The organism is Microbulbifer rhizosphaerae, assembly GCF_014191725.1.
Taxonomy (GTDB): Bacteria; Pseudomonadota; Gammaproteobacteria; order Pseudomonadales; family Cellvibrionaceae; genus Microbulbifer; species Microbulbifer rhizosphaerae.
The window spans coordinates 196407-210711 of record NZ_JACHWZ010000004.1 but is presented as its reverse complement, the minus strand read 5'-3'; the positions used below and the strand labels follow the sequence as shown (position 1 = coordinate 210711).

The 14305-nt window shown below is 60.9% G+C and carries 11 protein-coding genes; 5 read left to right on the top strand and 6 right to left on the bottom strand.

What is annotated here, in order from left to right:
• Positions 1-33: 33 nt before the first annotated feature.
• Positions 34-474: a VOC family protein gene (locus FHS09_RS05755; protein WP_183457659.1), complete on the bottom strand. Its 441-nt coding sequence runs from the start codon at positions 472-474 to the stop codon at positions 34-36.
• Between the two features lie 136 nt (positions 475-610).
• On the opposite strand from FHS09_RS05755, the gene FHS09_RS05750 reads away from it, so the two are divergent.
• Positions 611-1714, top strand: coding sequence for an aminotransferase class V-fold PLP-dependent enzyme (locus FHS09_RS05750; RefSeq protein ID WP_246394572.1), 1104 nt, complete (start codon positions 611-613; stop codon positions 1712-1714).
• 116 nt (positions 1715-1830) lie between these two features.
• Positions 1831-2547 carry an SIMPL domain-containing protein gene (locus tag FHS09_RS05745; RefSeq protein WP_183457655.1) on the top strand — a complete coding sequence of 239 codons (717 nt, stop codon included), beginning with the start codon at positions 1831-1833 and terminating at the stop codon, positions 2545-2547.
• Positions 2548-2711: 164 nt separating this feature from the next.
• Here the strand turns inward: FHS09_RS05745 and FHS09_RS05740 are convergent, their stop codons facing one another.
• Entirely contained in the window at positions 2712-2849 is a 138-nt protein-coding gene (locus FHS09_RS05740) for a hypothetical protein (protein WP_183457653.1), read from the bottom strand.
• 59 nt (positions 2850-2908) lie between these two features.
• Positions 2909-4258 carry a metal-dependent hydrolase family protein gene (locus tag FHS09_RS05735; protein WP_183457651.1) on the bottom strand — a complete coding sequence of 450 codons (1350 nt, stop codon included), beginning with the start codon at positions 4256-4258 and terminating at the stop codon, positions 2909-2911.
• Between the two features lie 72 nt (positions 4259-4330).
• Between FHS09_RS05735 and FHS09_RS05730 the strand changes: the two genes are divergently transcribed.
• Complete coding sequence (locus tag FHS09_RS05730; RefSeq protein ID WP_183457649.1) at positions 4331-4942, top strand: glutathione S-transferase family protein; 612 nt, start codon at positions 4331-4333, stop codon at positions 4940-4942.
• An 84-nt stretch (positions 4943-5026) separates the two neighbouring features.
• Here the strand turns inward: FHS09_RS05730 and FHS09_RS05725 are convergent, their stop codons facing one another.
• The 3 genes from FHS09_RS05725 to FHS09_RS05715 all read right to left on the bottom strand — a co-directional run bounded on the left by FHS09_RS05725 (position 5027) and on the right by FHS09_RS05715 (position 10265).
• On the bottom strand, positions 5027-7831 hold the full coding sequence (locus FHS09_RS05725; RefSeq protein ID WP_183457647.1) for a M16 family metallopeptidase: 2805 nt from the start codon (positions 7829-7831) through the stop codon (positions 5027-5029).
• A gap of 611 nt (positions 7832-8442) precedes the next feature.
• A complete protein-coding gene (locus tag FHS09_RS05720) occupies positions 8443-8898 on the bottom strand; it encodes a Spy/CpxP family protein refolding chaperone (RefSeq protein ID WP_183457645.1) in 456 nt (151 codons plus the stop codon).
• Between the two features lie 290 nt (positions 8899-9188).
• Positions 9189-10265, bottom strand: a complete 1077-nt coding sequence (locus FHS09_RS05715; RefSeq protein WP_183457643.1) for a Glu/Leu/Phe/Val dehydrogenase dimerization domain-containing protein — start codon at positions 10263-10265, stop codon at positions 9189-9191.
• 294 nt (positions 10266-10559) lie between these two features.
• On the opposite strand from FHS09_RS05715, the gene FHS09_RS05710 reads away from it, so the two are divergent.
• Together FHS09_RS05710 and FHS09_RS05705 are read left to right on the top strand one after the other, a co-directional pair.
• Positions 10560-12509: a VacB/RNase II family 3'-5' exoribonuclease gene (locus FHS09_RS05710; protein ID WP_183457641.1), complete on the top strand. Its 1950-nt coding sequence runs from the start codon at positions 10560-10562 to the stop codon at positions 12507-12509.
• A gap of 180 nt (positions 12510-12689) precedes the next feature.
• Positions 12690-14159, top strand: coding sequence for an aminoacyl-histidine dipeptidase (locus FHS09_RS05705; RefSeq protein ID WP_183457639.1), 1470 nt, complete (start codon positions 12690-12692; stop codon positions 14157-14159).
• Positions 14160-14305: the final 146 nt, after the last annotated feature.

Below are 14305 nucleotides of genomic sequence, written 5' to 3'. Positions count from 1 at the left end.
ACCGGGTTCGCCTCTATCCATCGTGCCGACAACTCACCACTCGCCGGTATTCTCCATCGAGGCCCAGGGCTCCTGCGGCTCCAGGGGCTCGCCCTTTTGCAGCAGCTCGATGGAAATCCCGTCCGGCGAGCGCACGAAAGCCATGTGGCCATCGCGGGGCGGCCGGTTAATGGTGACGCCGCTGTCCATCAGCCGCTGGCAGGTTGCGTAGATATTATCCACCCGGTAGGCCAGGTGGCCGAAGTTACGCCCCCCAGTGTAGGTCTCCGGGTCCCAGTTGTAGGTCAATTCCAGGCAGGGGGTCTTGTTTTCGCGGGCGCTGTCCGCATCCCCGGGTGCGGCGAGGAAAATCAGGCTGAAGCGCCCTTTATCGTGATCGCTGCGGCTGACCTGCTGCAGCCCCAGCTTTTCGCAATAAAACTTCAGCGATTCATCCAGGTCCGATACGCGTACCATTGTGTGTAAATATTCCACTGCAACTCCTCCTTCTCTGCGACTACAATCGCGGGACAAAATAAAAGCATATCAACGCGGACACCAGCGCGAAATGTATCAAAAATATTATCGACAATTCCTGCAGGCTCCCAAACGAGGGGAGCCTGCGCTGCATATGGCATGCCACTCCCACCACTACTGGCCCGACGTGACCCTGGAAGCGGTGCAGCAATACTGGCGCGACGCAGCTGCCCTGGCCGACAACAAATGGGGCCCTCTCTTCGAAGAGAAAATCCCCGCATGGCAGGAGGCCGTCGCCCGCGTCCTCGGGCTGTCGGCACCAGAACGTATCGCCATTGCCCCCAATACCCACGAGTTGGTGTACCGCCTGCTCAGCGCCTTCGACCTGCTGCGCCAGCCGCTGCGTATTCTCACCACGGATGGCGAATTCTACAGCTTTGCCCGCCAGCTGCAGCGGCTGGAAGAGGAACCCAATGTCCGGGTCACGCGCATTCCCAAGGAGCCCTACGCCACCCTGGCGCAGCGCTTCGAGGAGGAACTGCACGGCGGCGACTATCAACTGGCCTACGCCAGCCAGGTGTTTTTCGACTCCGGCGTGGTATTCCCGCGGTTGCTGGAGATCGCCGCGCGCAAACCCGAACGGACCGAGTTCGCAATCGACGGTTACCACGCCTTCTTCGCCCGCCCCTCAGATCTCGCCGCGGTGGCCGACAAGGTGTTCTACACCGCCGGCTCCTACAAATACTTGGGCGCCGGCGAGGGGCTCTGTTTCATGAGCATTCCCGCCAATTGTAGCCTGCGCCCGCTCAATACCGGCTGGTTTGCCGAACTGGCAGAACTGGAGAACCGCGCCGAGCGCGTGGCCTACGCGGACAACTGGCTGCGCTTTGCCGGCGCCACCATGGACTACTCCACCTTGTACAAGGGCCTGGCGATATTCCAGCTGTTCGAACGCGAGGGCATTACCGTGGAAAAGATCCACCGCTATGTACTGGCCGCCCAGCGGCGCTTCCTCGACACCATGGACAGTGCCGGACACCCACTGTTGAACCGCGAGAATTTGATCCACCATGACCTGGAAAACAGCCACGGCCATTTCTTTACCTTCGACTGCGGCGACAGCGGGCGATCGGAGCAATTGCAGGAAGAGCTGTTGTCCCGCGGCGTACTCTGCGACCGACGCAAACAGCTGCTGCGCCTGGGCTTTGCCATCTACCACCCGGAAGGGGAAACTTACCGGCGAGTATTTGTCTCTTGATAAAGCACCGGAAGCACAATCACTGTATATTCGCCTACGGAAAATTTTGCGATGTTCACTCCCGGTTAAGGGTTCGTACGGAAAATCGCATCTCACCTGATCAAAAGGAAATCCCTATGAAGTCAAACACTCTGTTGATCGCAATTTTCACTCTGTTTGTCTCAGTCACCGCTGCAGCGGCCGAGAACTTCGATATCGGCAAGGATGGCATACTGCTGTCCGTCTCCTCCCGCGCGGAAGCCAGCCGCGTGCCGGACGTGGCCAATATTTCTGCCGGCGTGGTGACCGAAGACGAGGACAGCGAGAAGGCGCTGCGCAAAAACGCCGAGGAGATGGAAAGACTGATGGCCGCGATTAAAAAGGCTGGCATCGCCGACAAGGATGTGCAGACCAGTGGCATCAGCCTCTCACCGCGTTACCAATATCACCAGAACAGGAAGCCCGAGATCACCGGCTACCAGGCCAGCAATACGGTCAATATCAAAGTGCGCGATATCGGTCGCCTGGGCAAGGTACTGGACGCTATGGCCGCCGAAGGCGCCAATCAGATTCACGGCCCCAGCTTCGAAATCGGCGAGCCGGAGCCGGTGTACGACGAGGCCCGGCGCAAGGCGCTCAAGCAGGCCCAGGCCCGCGCCGAGACTTACGCCGATGCTCTCGGGATGAAGGTGCGCCGCATCCTGAGCATTTCCGAAAACGGCAGCGACGGCCCGCCCCGCCCGATGATGCGTATGGAAATGGCCACCGCCAAAGCCGACACCGCCACGCCGGTAGCGCCGGGGGAAACCACACTGGCAGTGAATCTGGACCTGATGTTTGAACTGGGCAAATAATAGACGTGCGCGGAGCGGGCATCGCCCTCTCCGCGGCACCGCTGCCGATCACTCCTCCGGGAAGTAACTCAACGCCCCTCGATAAGACCAGCTCTCGCTGTGCACTTTCCCGATACTCTGCGACAGGGCGTCGAGCGTCTGCTCGCGCAACTCGCCGTCCAGCTTCAGTTCAACCAGTCCGGCCAGTGAACCGCCTTGCCAAAGGCAAAGAAGGCGTAGTTTTCCCGCGGGATCATCACGATATACGCCGGCTGCTCGCCGCCGGAAAGCTGCTGGTAAAACGGTGAAACGCGGTGCCTCATCTCCCACTGAAGCCTCCACGATCCGCGCGACAGGGGACAGGCGGAGCGAAGAACAAGCCTCACTCGCCGACAACAAGCCCGTCACTTGCGGCTGGCCGCTTGAATACCTGGCCGTCTTTCATCACAAACTGCACCCGCTGCAGCTCGGTGATGTCCTCCATCGGATTGCCGGCCACGGCGATGATGTCCGCCCTCTTGCCCTCGCTGATGCTGCCCAGCTCATCCTCGGCCTTGAGCAACTGGGCCGCGTTCCAGGTGGCGCTGCGGATGGCATCGGCGGGGGACATGCCGCCCTGCACCATCAACGCAAATTCCTGCGCGTTGTCGCCGTGGCGGCTCACACCGGAATCAGTGCCGAAGGCGATCTTCACGCCGCGCCTGTGCGCCTCGGCAAAGGTTCCCTGGATCAGGGGGCCGATTCTCGCCGCCTTGGGGCGCACCAGATCCGGAAAGAAACCTTCGATGGCGGCTTTTTTGGCCACCCAGTCCCCCGCCAGAAGGGTGGGCACATACCAGGTGTTGTGGCGCTTCATCAGGTCCATGGTTTCCTCGTCCATGTAGGTGCCGTGCTCGATGGAATCCACACCGGCGCGGATCGCCCGCTCCATGCCCTCTTTGCCGTGCGCGTGCACCGCCACGGTAAAGCCGTAATCCCTGGCGGTGGCCACGATCGCCTCCAGTTCGTCATCCATAAACTGGGGGTTCTGGCCGCTCTTGGCCACGCTCAGCACGCCGCCGGTGGCGGTGATCTTGATCAGGTCGGCCCCGTCCTTGTAGCGCTGGCGCACCGCTTCGCGGGCACTGGCCGGACCGTTTACTACCCCCTCCGCAGGGCCGGGGCTACCCATCAGGCTGTGGCGATAGCCGTTGGTCGGATCCGCGTGGCCGCCAGTGGTGGCGATGGATTTGCCCGCGGTAAAGATACGCGGCCCCTCGATGGTGCCCTTCTCGATGGCGTTGCGCAGGCTCACGGTCACATTGCCGCTGTCACCCAGGTCTCTCACTGTGGTGAAGCCGGCCCGGAGGGTGCGCCCGGCGGTGTTCACAGCGCGCAGGGTGTAGTCCGCCGCATTCCAGGTGAAGGTCTCCATATATGTGCGCGGACCGAACTCGAATGCCAGGTGTGTATGCATATCCATCAGGCCCGGCAGCACCGTGTACTTCCGCAAGTCCACCAGTTTTTCGCGGTCGCGCTTGGCAAAGCCCTTCTGCACCGACGCGATGCGCCCGTTCTCCACGTGGACGGTGCGCTTTTCCAACAGCTTGCCGCTCTCGCTGTCGAACAGCTGCCCCGCGTAAATCGCCAGCGTCTCCGCCACAGCCTGGGTCGCGAAGAGCCCGGCACACAGGGCCAGCAGGATGCCGGCCGCACGCCCGCGAAGGTTTGTCGGATTGGTATTTGTTGTCATTGTCCCGCCTTCAGCATCTACCTATAAACGATGCACAATCTAACCCATCTGCGGAGCTGAGAGGAAGCCTCGATGAAAATCTACGAATACGCCAGCGCACCCAATTGCCGCCGGATACGCATGTACCTGGCGGAAAAAGGCATCGACATGGACTATTTACCAGTGGACCTGGCCAAGGGGGAAAATCTCACCAAAGAGTACCGGTGCAAGGATGTCAACGCCAAGGTACCGGTGCTGGAGCTGGAAGATGGCAGCTGTATCGCCGAATCCGTGGCGATCCAACGCTACTTCGAGGAACTGCACCCGGAGCCGCCGCTGTTCGGCCGCGACCCGAAGGAAAAGGCGCTGGTGGAGATGTGGAACCGGCGCGCGGACTTCAACGTGATGCTCACCGTGGGTATGTGCTTTCAGCACACGAGCGGCTTTTTTGCTGACCGTATGAAAGTGTTTCCGGAATTCGGCGAGGAGAGCGGCAAAAAAGCCCTGAAGTTTTTCCAGGTGTTGGACAACCACCTGGCGGAGAACCGCTATCTGGTGGGGGATTATTTCTCGGTGGCGGATATCGGCATGGTTTGTTCACTGGATTTCGGCAAAGTGGTGGAGCTGCGCCCGGGTGCGGAGGAGCACCCGAATCTGAAGCGCTGGCGCGACGAGGTGAATGAGCGGCCGAGCGCACGAGCTTGAGTGCTCGGCGACGCTGGATTCCGGCCTGCGCCGGAATGACGAATGGGCATAGGGACGAACTTTGTGTTCGTCCCTGGGCAATCGTTACTGCTCACCGATCACTATAACGGGACCGATATCCAACGCCTCCACCTCTTTCCGGATCTTGTCCAGGTCCCCCACTACCACCCAGGTAAACTGGTCCGGGGCGAGGAATTCCCGGGCTGCCGCCTCCACCTGTGGCTGGGTGAGCGCCGCCACCCGCTGCGGATATTCGGCGAGATACTCCGGCGGCAGGCCCTTTTCAACCTGCCAGGCGATACTGGAGAGCAACTGCCCCTTGGTCTGGAAGCGGGCGCTCTGCTTGAGCACTTCATCCTCGCGGTAATCCGCCAGTTCCTCTTTGCGCACCGGCTGGTCACCCAGGAAATCGCGATACTCCTTGAGCAGTTCCCGCATTGCCGGAGCGGTTTTGTCGGTCTGTACCGGGGCGAACAGGATGTAGGGCCGCTGGCCCACGGTATCCAGGGACACCGCCCTGGCGCCGTAGGACCAGTTTTTGTCCTCGCGCAAATTCATATTCACTCGCGAGGTGAATTTGCCAGCGACAATATCGGCCATGGCATCGAAGGCCTCGGCACCTTCAGGCCGCCAGGGGGGTATCACCAAACCGGCCATTATGTAGCTCTGCTGGGCCCCCGGGCGGTCCAGCAGGTAAACCCTTGCCTTTTGCGGCCGTTCCACGGCCGGGATATTCACTTCCGGTAGCGATTCACGCGGTGCATTCCAACCGGAGAAGGCGTTATTGAGCAGGGGCTCGAGTTCCTTCCGGGTCACATCCCCCACCACGATCAGGGTGGCGTTGTCCGGGCGCACCCAGGTTTCGTGAAATGCCACCAGATCATCGCGTCCGATGGCCTCGACCCCTTCCACGGTACCTGAGCCGGTCAACGGCGAACCGTAAGGATGCTGATCGCCGAACAATAGCGGCGGTAGCGTGCGCATGGCCAGCCCTTGGGGCTGCGCTTTTTCCTGGGCGATGGCGTCGAGCCGGTTGGACTTCACCCGGTCCAGATTCTCCTCTGCAAAGAGCGGCTTGGTGATTACGTCGGCCAGCAAGTCCAGGGAGGGCTCCAGTTGGTTCTTCAGCGCGGTGAGGCTGATGCTGTTGTAGTCCAGCCCGCTGCCGGCGGCAATATTCGCACCCAGTTCTTCCTCCCGGGCGCTGAACTGCAGGTTGTCGTAGTCACCGGCGCCCTCGCTCAACATGCGCGCGGCGATGGAAGCCAGCCCCGGTTTCTCGCCGTCCACGGCGGCGCCGCTGCGGAACTGGAGGCTCATGAACACCGCCGGGGTGTCATGGCGTTCGGCCAGTACCACTTTGAGACCGTTGTCGAGAGCGAATGGCTGTTGTTGCGGCAGTTCCAGCTCCACGGTTTTATCCACCGCCGGCAGTTTGGAGCGATCCACATCCTGCGAGGTGCTCGAGTACTCCGACTTGGGCTTGATGATCAGCGTGTAACTGTCGGCTTTCAGCCAGCGATTGGCGATCTCCTGTACCTCGCCGACCGAGACTTCGGCATATTTTTGCAATCCGTTGACCAGGGCACCGGGATCACCGTAGTAGAACTCTGAGCGGGCCAGAATATCGCTCTTGCCGCCAAAGCCGCCGTTCTTTTCCAGCCCTTTGACCAGCTCTGCAAACTCGCTCTGCTTGATACGGCGCAACTCTTCGACATTCACCCCCTTTTGCGCGAACGCCAGCAGTTCCTTGTTCAGCAGCTCTTCGACCTTTTCCAGTGGCTGCCCGGGTTTGACGTCCACGACCACGATCAGCTGGCCCGCGAGCTGGCGCCCGTAGTAAAAGGAGCTCACATTGGTGGCCACCTGTTCGTCGAGCACCAGGCGGCGGTAGAGCAGTGAATTCCTGCGGTTGGCCAGCAGGGAGGCGAGCAGGCCCAGGGCATCCTCCTCCTTGCTGCCGATGGCCGGTACGTTCCACACCTTGTAGATACGGGCCTGCGGCACCTGGTCGAACAGGATTTCGCGCTTGTTGGGCTGCACGGGCAGCTCCCAGTTTTTCAACCGCGGCGGCACCGAGGTGCTGGGAATAGCGCCGAAATACTGTCGCGCCTTGGCCATGGCCTGATCCACGGTGATGTCGCCGGCGATCACCAGGATGGCATTGGCAGGCTGGTAGTACTCGGCGAACCACTGCTTCACATCTTCCAGGCTGGCCTGGTCCAGGTCCTCCATGGAGCCGATAGGCGTCCACGAATAGGGATGGAAGGGCGGAAAGGTACTCTCGGCGATCGTGTCCATGGCCTTGCCGTAGGGGGCGTTCTCCCCCTGGCGCTTTTCGTTTTTTACCACCCCGCGCTGTTCGTCGAGCTTTTCCTGGCTGATGGCGCCGCTGAAGTGTCCCATACGGTCGGACTCCATCCACAGCGCCATATCCAGCGCCCCTACCGGCACGGTTTCGAAATAGTTGGTACGGTCGTTATCGGTGGTGCCATTCATATCGGTGGCACCGGACCGCTGGAAGGGCTCGAAATATTCTCCGGGAAAATTTTCCGAGCCGTTGAACATCAGGTGTTCGAACAAATGCGCAAAACCGGTCTTGCCCGGCTGTTCATCCTTGGACCCCACCTTGTACCAGATATTGACCGCCACCACCGGTGCCTTGTGGTCCTCGTGCACAATCACCGTCAGGCCGTTGTCGAGAGTCTCCTTGTGGAAAGGAATCTCTAGCTTGGGCGGCTGGATATAAGCGGCGTTATCGGCCGCCGCCGCCTTGCTGCTGGCCGCCGCCTCCCGATCCACGGTCAGCGCACGTGGGGGCTCGTCGCGCTCCCCGCAGGCGCCGAGCGCCAGGACGACAATAAACAAGGTGGGGAAAAGTCTGGGCATATCGCTTATCTGTCTCGCTGTGTTCTCGTCCTTCAAATTCGATCCGGTGGCGCCGGACGGAGAAGTACCTGTCGGAATGAAAGCACTATAGACCCATTTCGGGCCCTTTTGGTTTCCAGCGGGCGCTCAGCGACATTGACCAGTGGGTATCAATGGAACGCCAGTGCGAGGTTCCCCGGACGGCGGCTGAGGCTGAGAACCGGCGCCTCAGGCGGGCAGGAAGGCGAAGAGTTCCGCGTGCCCGGCAGCCGCTTCGCTGCCGCCGAAGCCATGCGCAGATGATCCAGTTGCTGGTCAAAGGAAGGGGAATTGGTCATCACCCTGGAGGCGCCGTCGATGTACTCAAGCTGCCGTAGTCCGAGAGTCCGAGCGCCAGGTGAGCGTGTTGGAACCACCGTCGATACCGGTACGTTCGATCCCCCGGGGCAGTACCAGAGGCTGGGGCCCAGGTCCGCTCCCAGCCATGTTGCGCCCCACGATGACACCCTGCCCACTGTCGAGCCATAGAGCCCGCGTACACATAGGGGCTCTCTCTAGCGCAGTCCGAAGCCTGGCCCCGGCTGGAACAGACTGCCCGTCAGCCGCACTTCCCTGTGCCGCTCCAGTCATTCCTAATCATCGTCATCCATGTCTTGGTGTTTCTCTTCCCAGCGCTTTTTCTTCTCGGCTTTCATCGCCTCGAACTTGGCTTTTTGTTCCTCGTCGAGAACTTTTTCAAAGCCCTTGAAGTGTTTGTCCATCAGCTGCATCTTGGCAACCTGCACCTTGCCCAGCTGTGCACCCAGATTATCCAGGGTGCCCTGGTCCGCGCCGGACTTTATGGCCTCCTTGACCTGTTTGTACAAGGCCCGGTTCTGCTCCTTGAGAGTCTTGCGCTCCGCCTTCATGGCATCGCGCAGGGCTTTCAGCTCATCCTTCTGCTCTTTTCTCAGGTCGAGCTTTTCCTCCCACTTTTCCATGTGTTCATGTATACGCTCGAAGTGGTCATGTGCCAGCACTTGCGTTGGTACCGCTGTTACCAAAGCTGCCAGAGCCATACCGCCAATCGTCGATTTCCAGAGATTCATCGTTCACCTCACAGTGAGCCTTGGAATGTCCCGCATACTCTAGAGTCGGCAGTGACAAAGCCCAAGGGAATCCGCAGTTGATTTGCCGCAGGGGGGCACTGGAAATATTAAGCCGGGATATCTATTTGGAATCGATCTATTTGTGTGGGGAAAAAGCAGCTATTGGCAAGGGCCAAGACCTTGTCCGAACAAAAAAAAATGGGCGCCGAAGCGCCCAATAAATATCTCTAAGAGAGAAGCTATACAACCAAAACACCGGCAAACCCGGCTCAAATCGGTCCGCTTAAAATTCAGGCAGCTTCCGTGTCAGTTTTTTTTACTGCGTCCTCGTGCCCGAAACGCTCCTCCGCCACCCGGTCTGCCACATGGGCGGTGGTCTCGCCGCTCTCTTCGGCGCGCTGGAAGACCTCCTGCAGGGTGGTGCCGATGGTCTCGATATGCTCCTGCACCTGCGCCGGGTCGTAACTGCCCTGCTGCTGGAAGTAGACATCGATGATGCCGCCGGCGTTGATCACATAGTCCGGCGCGTAGAGCACGCCCCTGTCGCGCAGCACTTCCGCGTGGCGCTCCTCCGCCAGTTGGTTGTTGGCGGCGCCGGCGATGGCACCCACTTTCAGGCGGGCGATGGTGTCGTCGTTGAGCACCGCACCCAGGGCGCAGGGGGCGAAGAGGTCCGCGTCCAGGTCGAAGATCTCGTCGGCGCCCACCGCGGTGGCCCCCAGCTCATCGACTGCGCGATCGATATTGTCCTGGAAGATATCGGTGATATAGAGTTCGGCCCCCGCCTCTTTCAGCAGCCGGGCCAGGCGGAAACCCACATTGCCCACGCCCTGCAGGGACACTTTCAGGCCGTTCAGATCGGTGCGACCCCAGCGGTGCTCCGCCGCAGCCTTCAGGCCTACGAATACGCCGTAGGCCGTGGAGGGGGAAGGATCGCCGCCGTGCTCGGAACCGTGAACCACGCCGGATACATAGCGGGAGCGCTCGCCGATAATCTCCATATCCGCCACACTGGTGCCGGAATCCTCCGCGGTGATGTAGCGCCCGCCCAGGGTATTGATAAAATCCCCCATGGCGCGCAGCAGTTCCGGGGTCTTGTCCTTGCGCGGATCGCCTATAATCACTGACTTGCCGCCGCCCAGCTTCAGGCCCGCCATGGCGGACTTGTAGGTCATGCCGCGGGACAGGCGCAGCACGTCGTTCAACGCCTCACCGTCGTCAGCGTAGGGCCACATGCGGCAACCGCCCAGTGAGGGTCCCAGATTGGTGTTGTGCACCGCGATAATCGCCTTCAGTCCGCTTTTGGCGTCCTGATAGAAAGCCACTTGTTCGTGCTTGTCATAGGCGGAATGGGAAAAAATACTCATTAACTGTTCCTCTCCGGAGGCCGGTTCTACAGCTGGGAAACAACCACAGCCTTTCTGCTTATATCGGAAGTAAGATTATATCCACCATTCGGATATAGGCTTTGCAAACTTTGCGCAGCAACCCGGCAGGACGATTAAAATATAACGTCATAGGCAAAATTTTAGGATAAAGGGTCACATGGAAACAGCGGGACCCTTACAGTCATCGACTGAAACTTGTTGCCGCCACTGAAACTGGCCCGATAACCTGCTTCTGGTAGAATCCGCGCCCAAATTGACCCATGGACCACCCCGATGCTCGATGCCGACGCCCTCAAACAGCTCTCCCAACTGAAATCCAATATCCGCTCCAGCAAGGAGTTTGCCGAGGGCCGGGTGCGCGGCAGCAACGGCAAATTCGGCTTTGTGGTACTGGACGACGGCCGCGAGGCCTTCCTGCCGCCGCCGGAAATGGAGCGGGTCTTCCCCGGCGACCGGGTGCGCATCAGCCTCAGCGACGAAGGCAAAGGCAAGCTCGCCGCGGAACTGGACGCCCTGCTGGAGTCCGGACTCAAATACCTGGTGGGCCAGTACGTCCAGCGCGGCCAGGGCCACTTCGTGCAGCCCAGCCAGAACGGCCTCAGCCGCTGGATCTTCCTGCCCCCCAAGGCCCGCGGCAAAGCGCAGCCCGGCGAGTTTATCGCCTGCGCCGTCAACCGCCATCCGTTCAAGGACGGCAAGGCCCAGGCGCGAGTGGAAAGCGTGATCGGCAAGGCGGACATGCCCGGCATCGAGCACGCCTTCGTGGTCGCCCAGCACCAATTGCCGGAGCGGTTCAGCGGCGCGGCGCTCAAACAGGCGGAAGAAATCAAAGGCAAGCTGGAAGCCCTCACCGCCGAACGCGGGGACCTGTCGGATATCGGCTTCGCCACCATCGATGCGGAATCCACCCTGGATATGGACGACGCCCTGGCGGTCACCGAGCGGGACGGCGGTTGGACCCTGCATATCGCCGTGGCCGACCCCTCCAGCCTGATCGAGGCCGGCAGCCCGCTGGACCGGGAAGCCTTCAAGCGCGCCCACAGCCAGTACCTGCCCGGTGAAACCCTGCCCATGCTGCCCCCGGACCTGTGCGAAAACCTCTTCTCCCTGGTGGAGGGCGAACTGCGCCCGGCGCTGGTACTGCATATCGATATCGACAGCGACGGCGCCCTCGGCGAGAGCCGCTACGAGTTCGCCGCCATCCGCTCCCGGCACAAACTGAGCTACGACCGGGTCAGCCGATTTGTCGAGGGCGATGACAGCGCGGCGCCGGAGGCTCAGCACCAAAGCCTGCGCAGCCTGGCCGCAATGGGCGAGGCGCGGGCGGCCTACCGCGCGGGCCACTCGCTGATGATGGAGGATCGCCCCGACTACGAAATCCTGCTCAACGATCAGCGCAAGATCGAGCGCATCGAAAAGCGCGAGCGCAACGTCGCCCAGCGCATGGTGGAGGAAGCCATGCTCGCCGCCAATATCTGCATGGGCCGCGAACTCGCCGCCCTGGGGCGGGGCTGCTTCTCCGTGCACCTGGGCTTCCGCGACGAGCGCATGGGCGAAGTAAAGAGCTTGCTAAAGGAGGCCTTACCGGAATACGCGGAGAAGGACCTGCACAAGCTGGAAAACTATCTGGCGCTGGTCAAACACCTGGAGGCACATCAGGAACCGGCGATGCAGAACCTGCTCGCGGTCCTCAAGCGCATGCTGCGCCCCGGTCAGCTCAGCAACAGCGCCGCGCCACACCTGGGCCTGGGCCTGGAGGCCTACGCCACCGTCACCTCGCCAATCCGCAAATACAACGACCTGCACAACCACCGCATACTGCGCGCCGCCGCCGAAGACCGCCAGCCCGAAACCCTGAGCGACGAGCAGATCGAGGCCCTGCAACAGAGCCTGGTCAACGGCCGCCAGGCCAACCGCGCCCTGGAACAGTGGCTCTACAGCCAGTTTATGCAAAACAAGGTCGGCCAGACTTTCAGCGGCAGGATCACCCTGGTCAATGGCGCCGGCCTCGGCGTGCGCCTGGACGACAACGGTATCGACGGCTTCGTACGCCTGAACAACAACAAGAAGAACCTGCCGGAATTCGACGGCAAACACCTGGTCCTCACCCGCAACGAAAAGACCTACCAGTTGGAGCAGCCGGTCACCGTAAAAGTCACCGCCGTGGACGTCGACAAACGCCGCATCGCCCTGGCCCTGGCAGAAGCCGAACAACCCGAATAAAAGCCCCCCGGGACCGCGGAGCTCCAGCTCCGCTCCTCCTCCCCTCTCCCGTTTGCGGGAGAGGGGCCGGGGGAGAGGGCCACCACCCGCAACAACCAGAATGATTCCAAGCCCCCGAGCCAAAAGCCCGGACCGGCCAAAAACCTAAGTCGCCACCCAGACTCAGAAAGAAGGAACCCCATGTCCTCCATAGCCGAACTCAGCCCCAAACCCCTCTGGCAACACTTCGCCAGACTCTGCCAAATCCCCCGCCCCTCCAAACACGAACAAAGGGTGGTGGAATATATCGTCGACTTCGCCAAAAATCGCAGCCTCGACGTCCAGTTGGACAAGATCGGCAACATCATCATCAAAAAACCGGCGACGCCGGGTATGGAAGACCGCAAGACCCTCGCCCTGCAAAGCCACGTGGATATGGTCCCGCAGAAAAACGCCGACACCGACCACGACTTCCTTAAAGACCCCATCCGCCCCACTATCGACGGCGAATGGGTCACCGCCGAAGGCACCACCCTGGGCGCCGACAACGGCATCGGCGTGGCCGCTATCCTCGCGCTGATGGAATCCACCGATACCCCCCACGGCCCCCTGGAAGCCCTGCTCACCATCGACGAGGAAGCCGGAATGACCGGCGCCAAGAACCTGCAACCCGGACTCTTTGAAGCGGAGCTGCTGCTCAACCTGGACACCGAGGACGAGGGTGAACTCTATGTGGGTTGCGCCGGCGGCATGGACATCAATGTACAACTGCCCTATTCCGCCGAACCGGTGCCCGCGGACCACCAGGCGTTCAGACTGAGCGTGCGCGGTTTGAGAGGCGGCCACTCCGGCCTGGATATCGACAAGGGCCGCGGCAATGCCAACAAAATCGCCAACCGCCTTATCGACACCGCCCAGCGCGAGATTCCCGAACTGCGCATCGCCGCCCTGGACGGCGGCAGCCTGCGCAATGCCATTCCGCGGGAATCCTTCAGCACCCTCACCGTGCCGGCGGATCTGGCGCTCAAACTGCAGAGAACCATCGCCAGCGAATGCCACGCAATCATTCGCGAACTGGACAACGAAGCCAAACTGGAAATCGCCCTGGAGGCCGCCGAGACACCAACCAGCGTGATGGACCAGGCCAGCCAGCAGAATCTGATCCGCGCAATCCGCTGCTGCCCCAACGGCGTCGAGCGCATGAGCACCGCACTGGAAGGCATCGCCGACACCTCCAACAACCTGGCCCGGGTAGTAACTGAAGAAGCTGAAGGCAAAAACCAGGTCCGCATCCAGTGCCTGGTACGCAGCCTCTCCGACAGCGCCCGCGACCAGCACGGCCTCAACGTCGCCGCCGCCTTCGAACTCGCCGGCGCCCACACTTCCCTGGACAACGCCTACCCCGGCTGGACACCCAATATGCAGTCCCCGCTGCTGGCGCTGATGAAAGATGTGTACAAGGAAATGACCGGCGAAGAGCCGGAAGTAAAAGTCATCCACGCCGGCCTCGAATGCGGCCTGCTGGCCAAGCCCTACCCCCATTGGGATATGGTCTCCTTCGGGCCGACTATCCGCCGGGCGCATTCCCCGGAGGAGCGGGTGCATATTGAGAGTGTGGGGAAATTTTGGGAGTACTTTTTGCGAGTAATAGAGGTCGTACCCGCGAGTTAAGGCCACTCTCAGCCAAATAGCTTCTTGCCACTAACCGGAAGCTATTAAGGTTATGGCTTAACCCCCTTACAGGTTTTCCAGCCCTTGTCAAGTCTTCCATGAGAAAACTAATACGATACCATTTACCTGTATTTATATTTAAAATT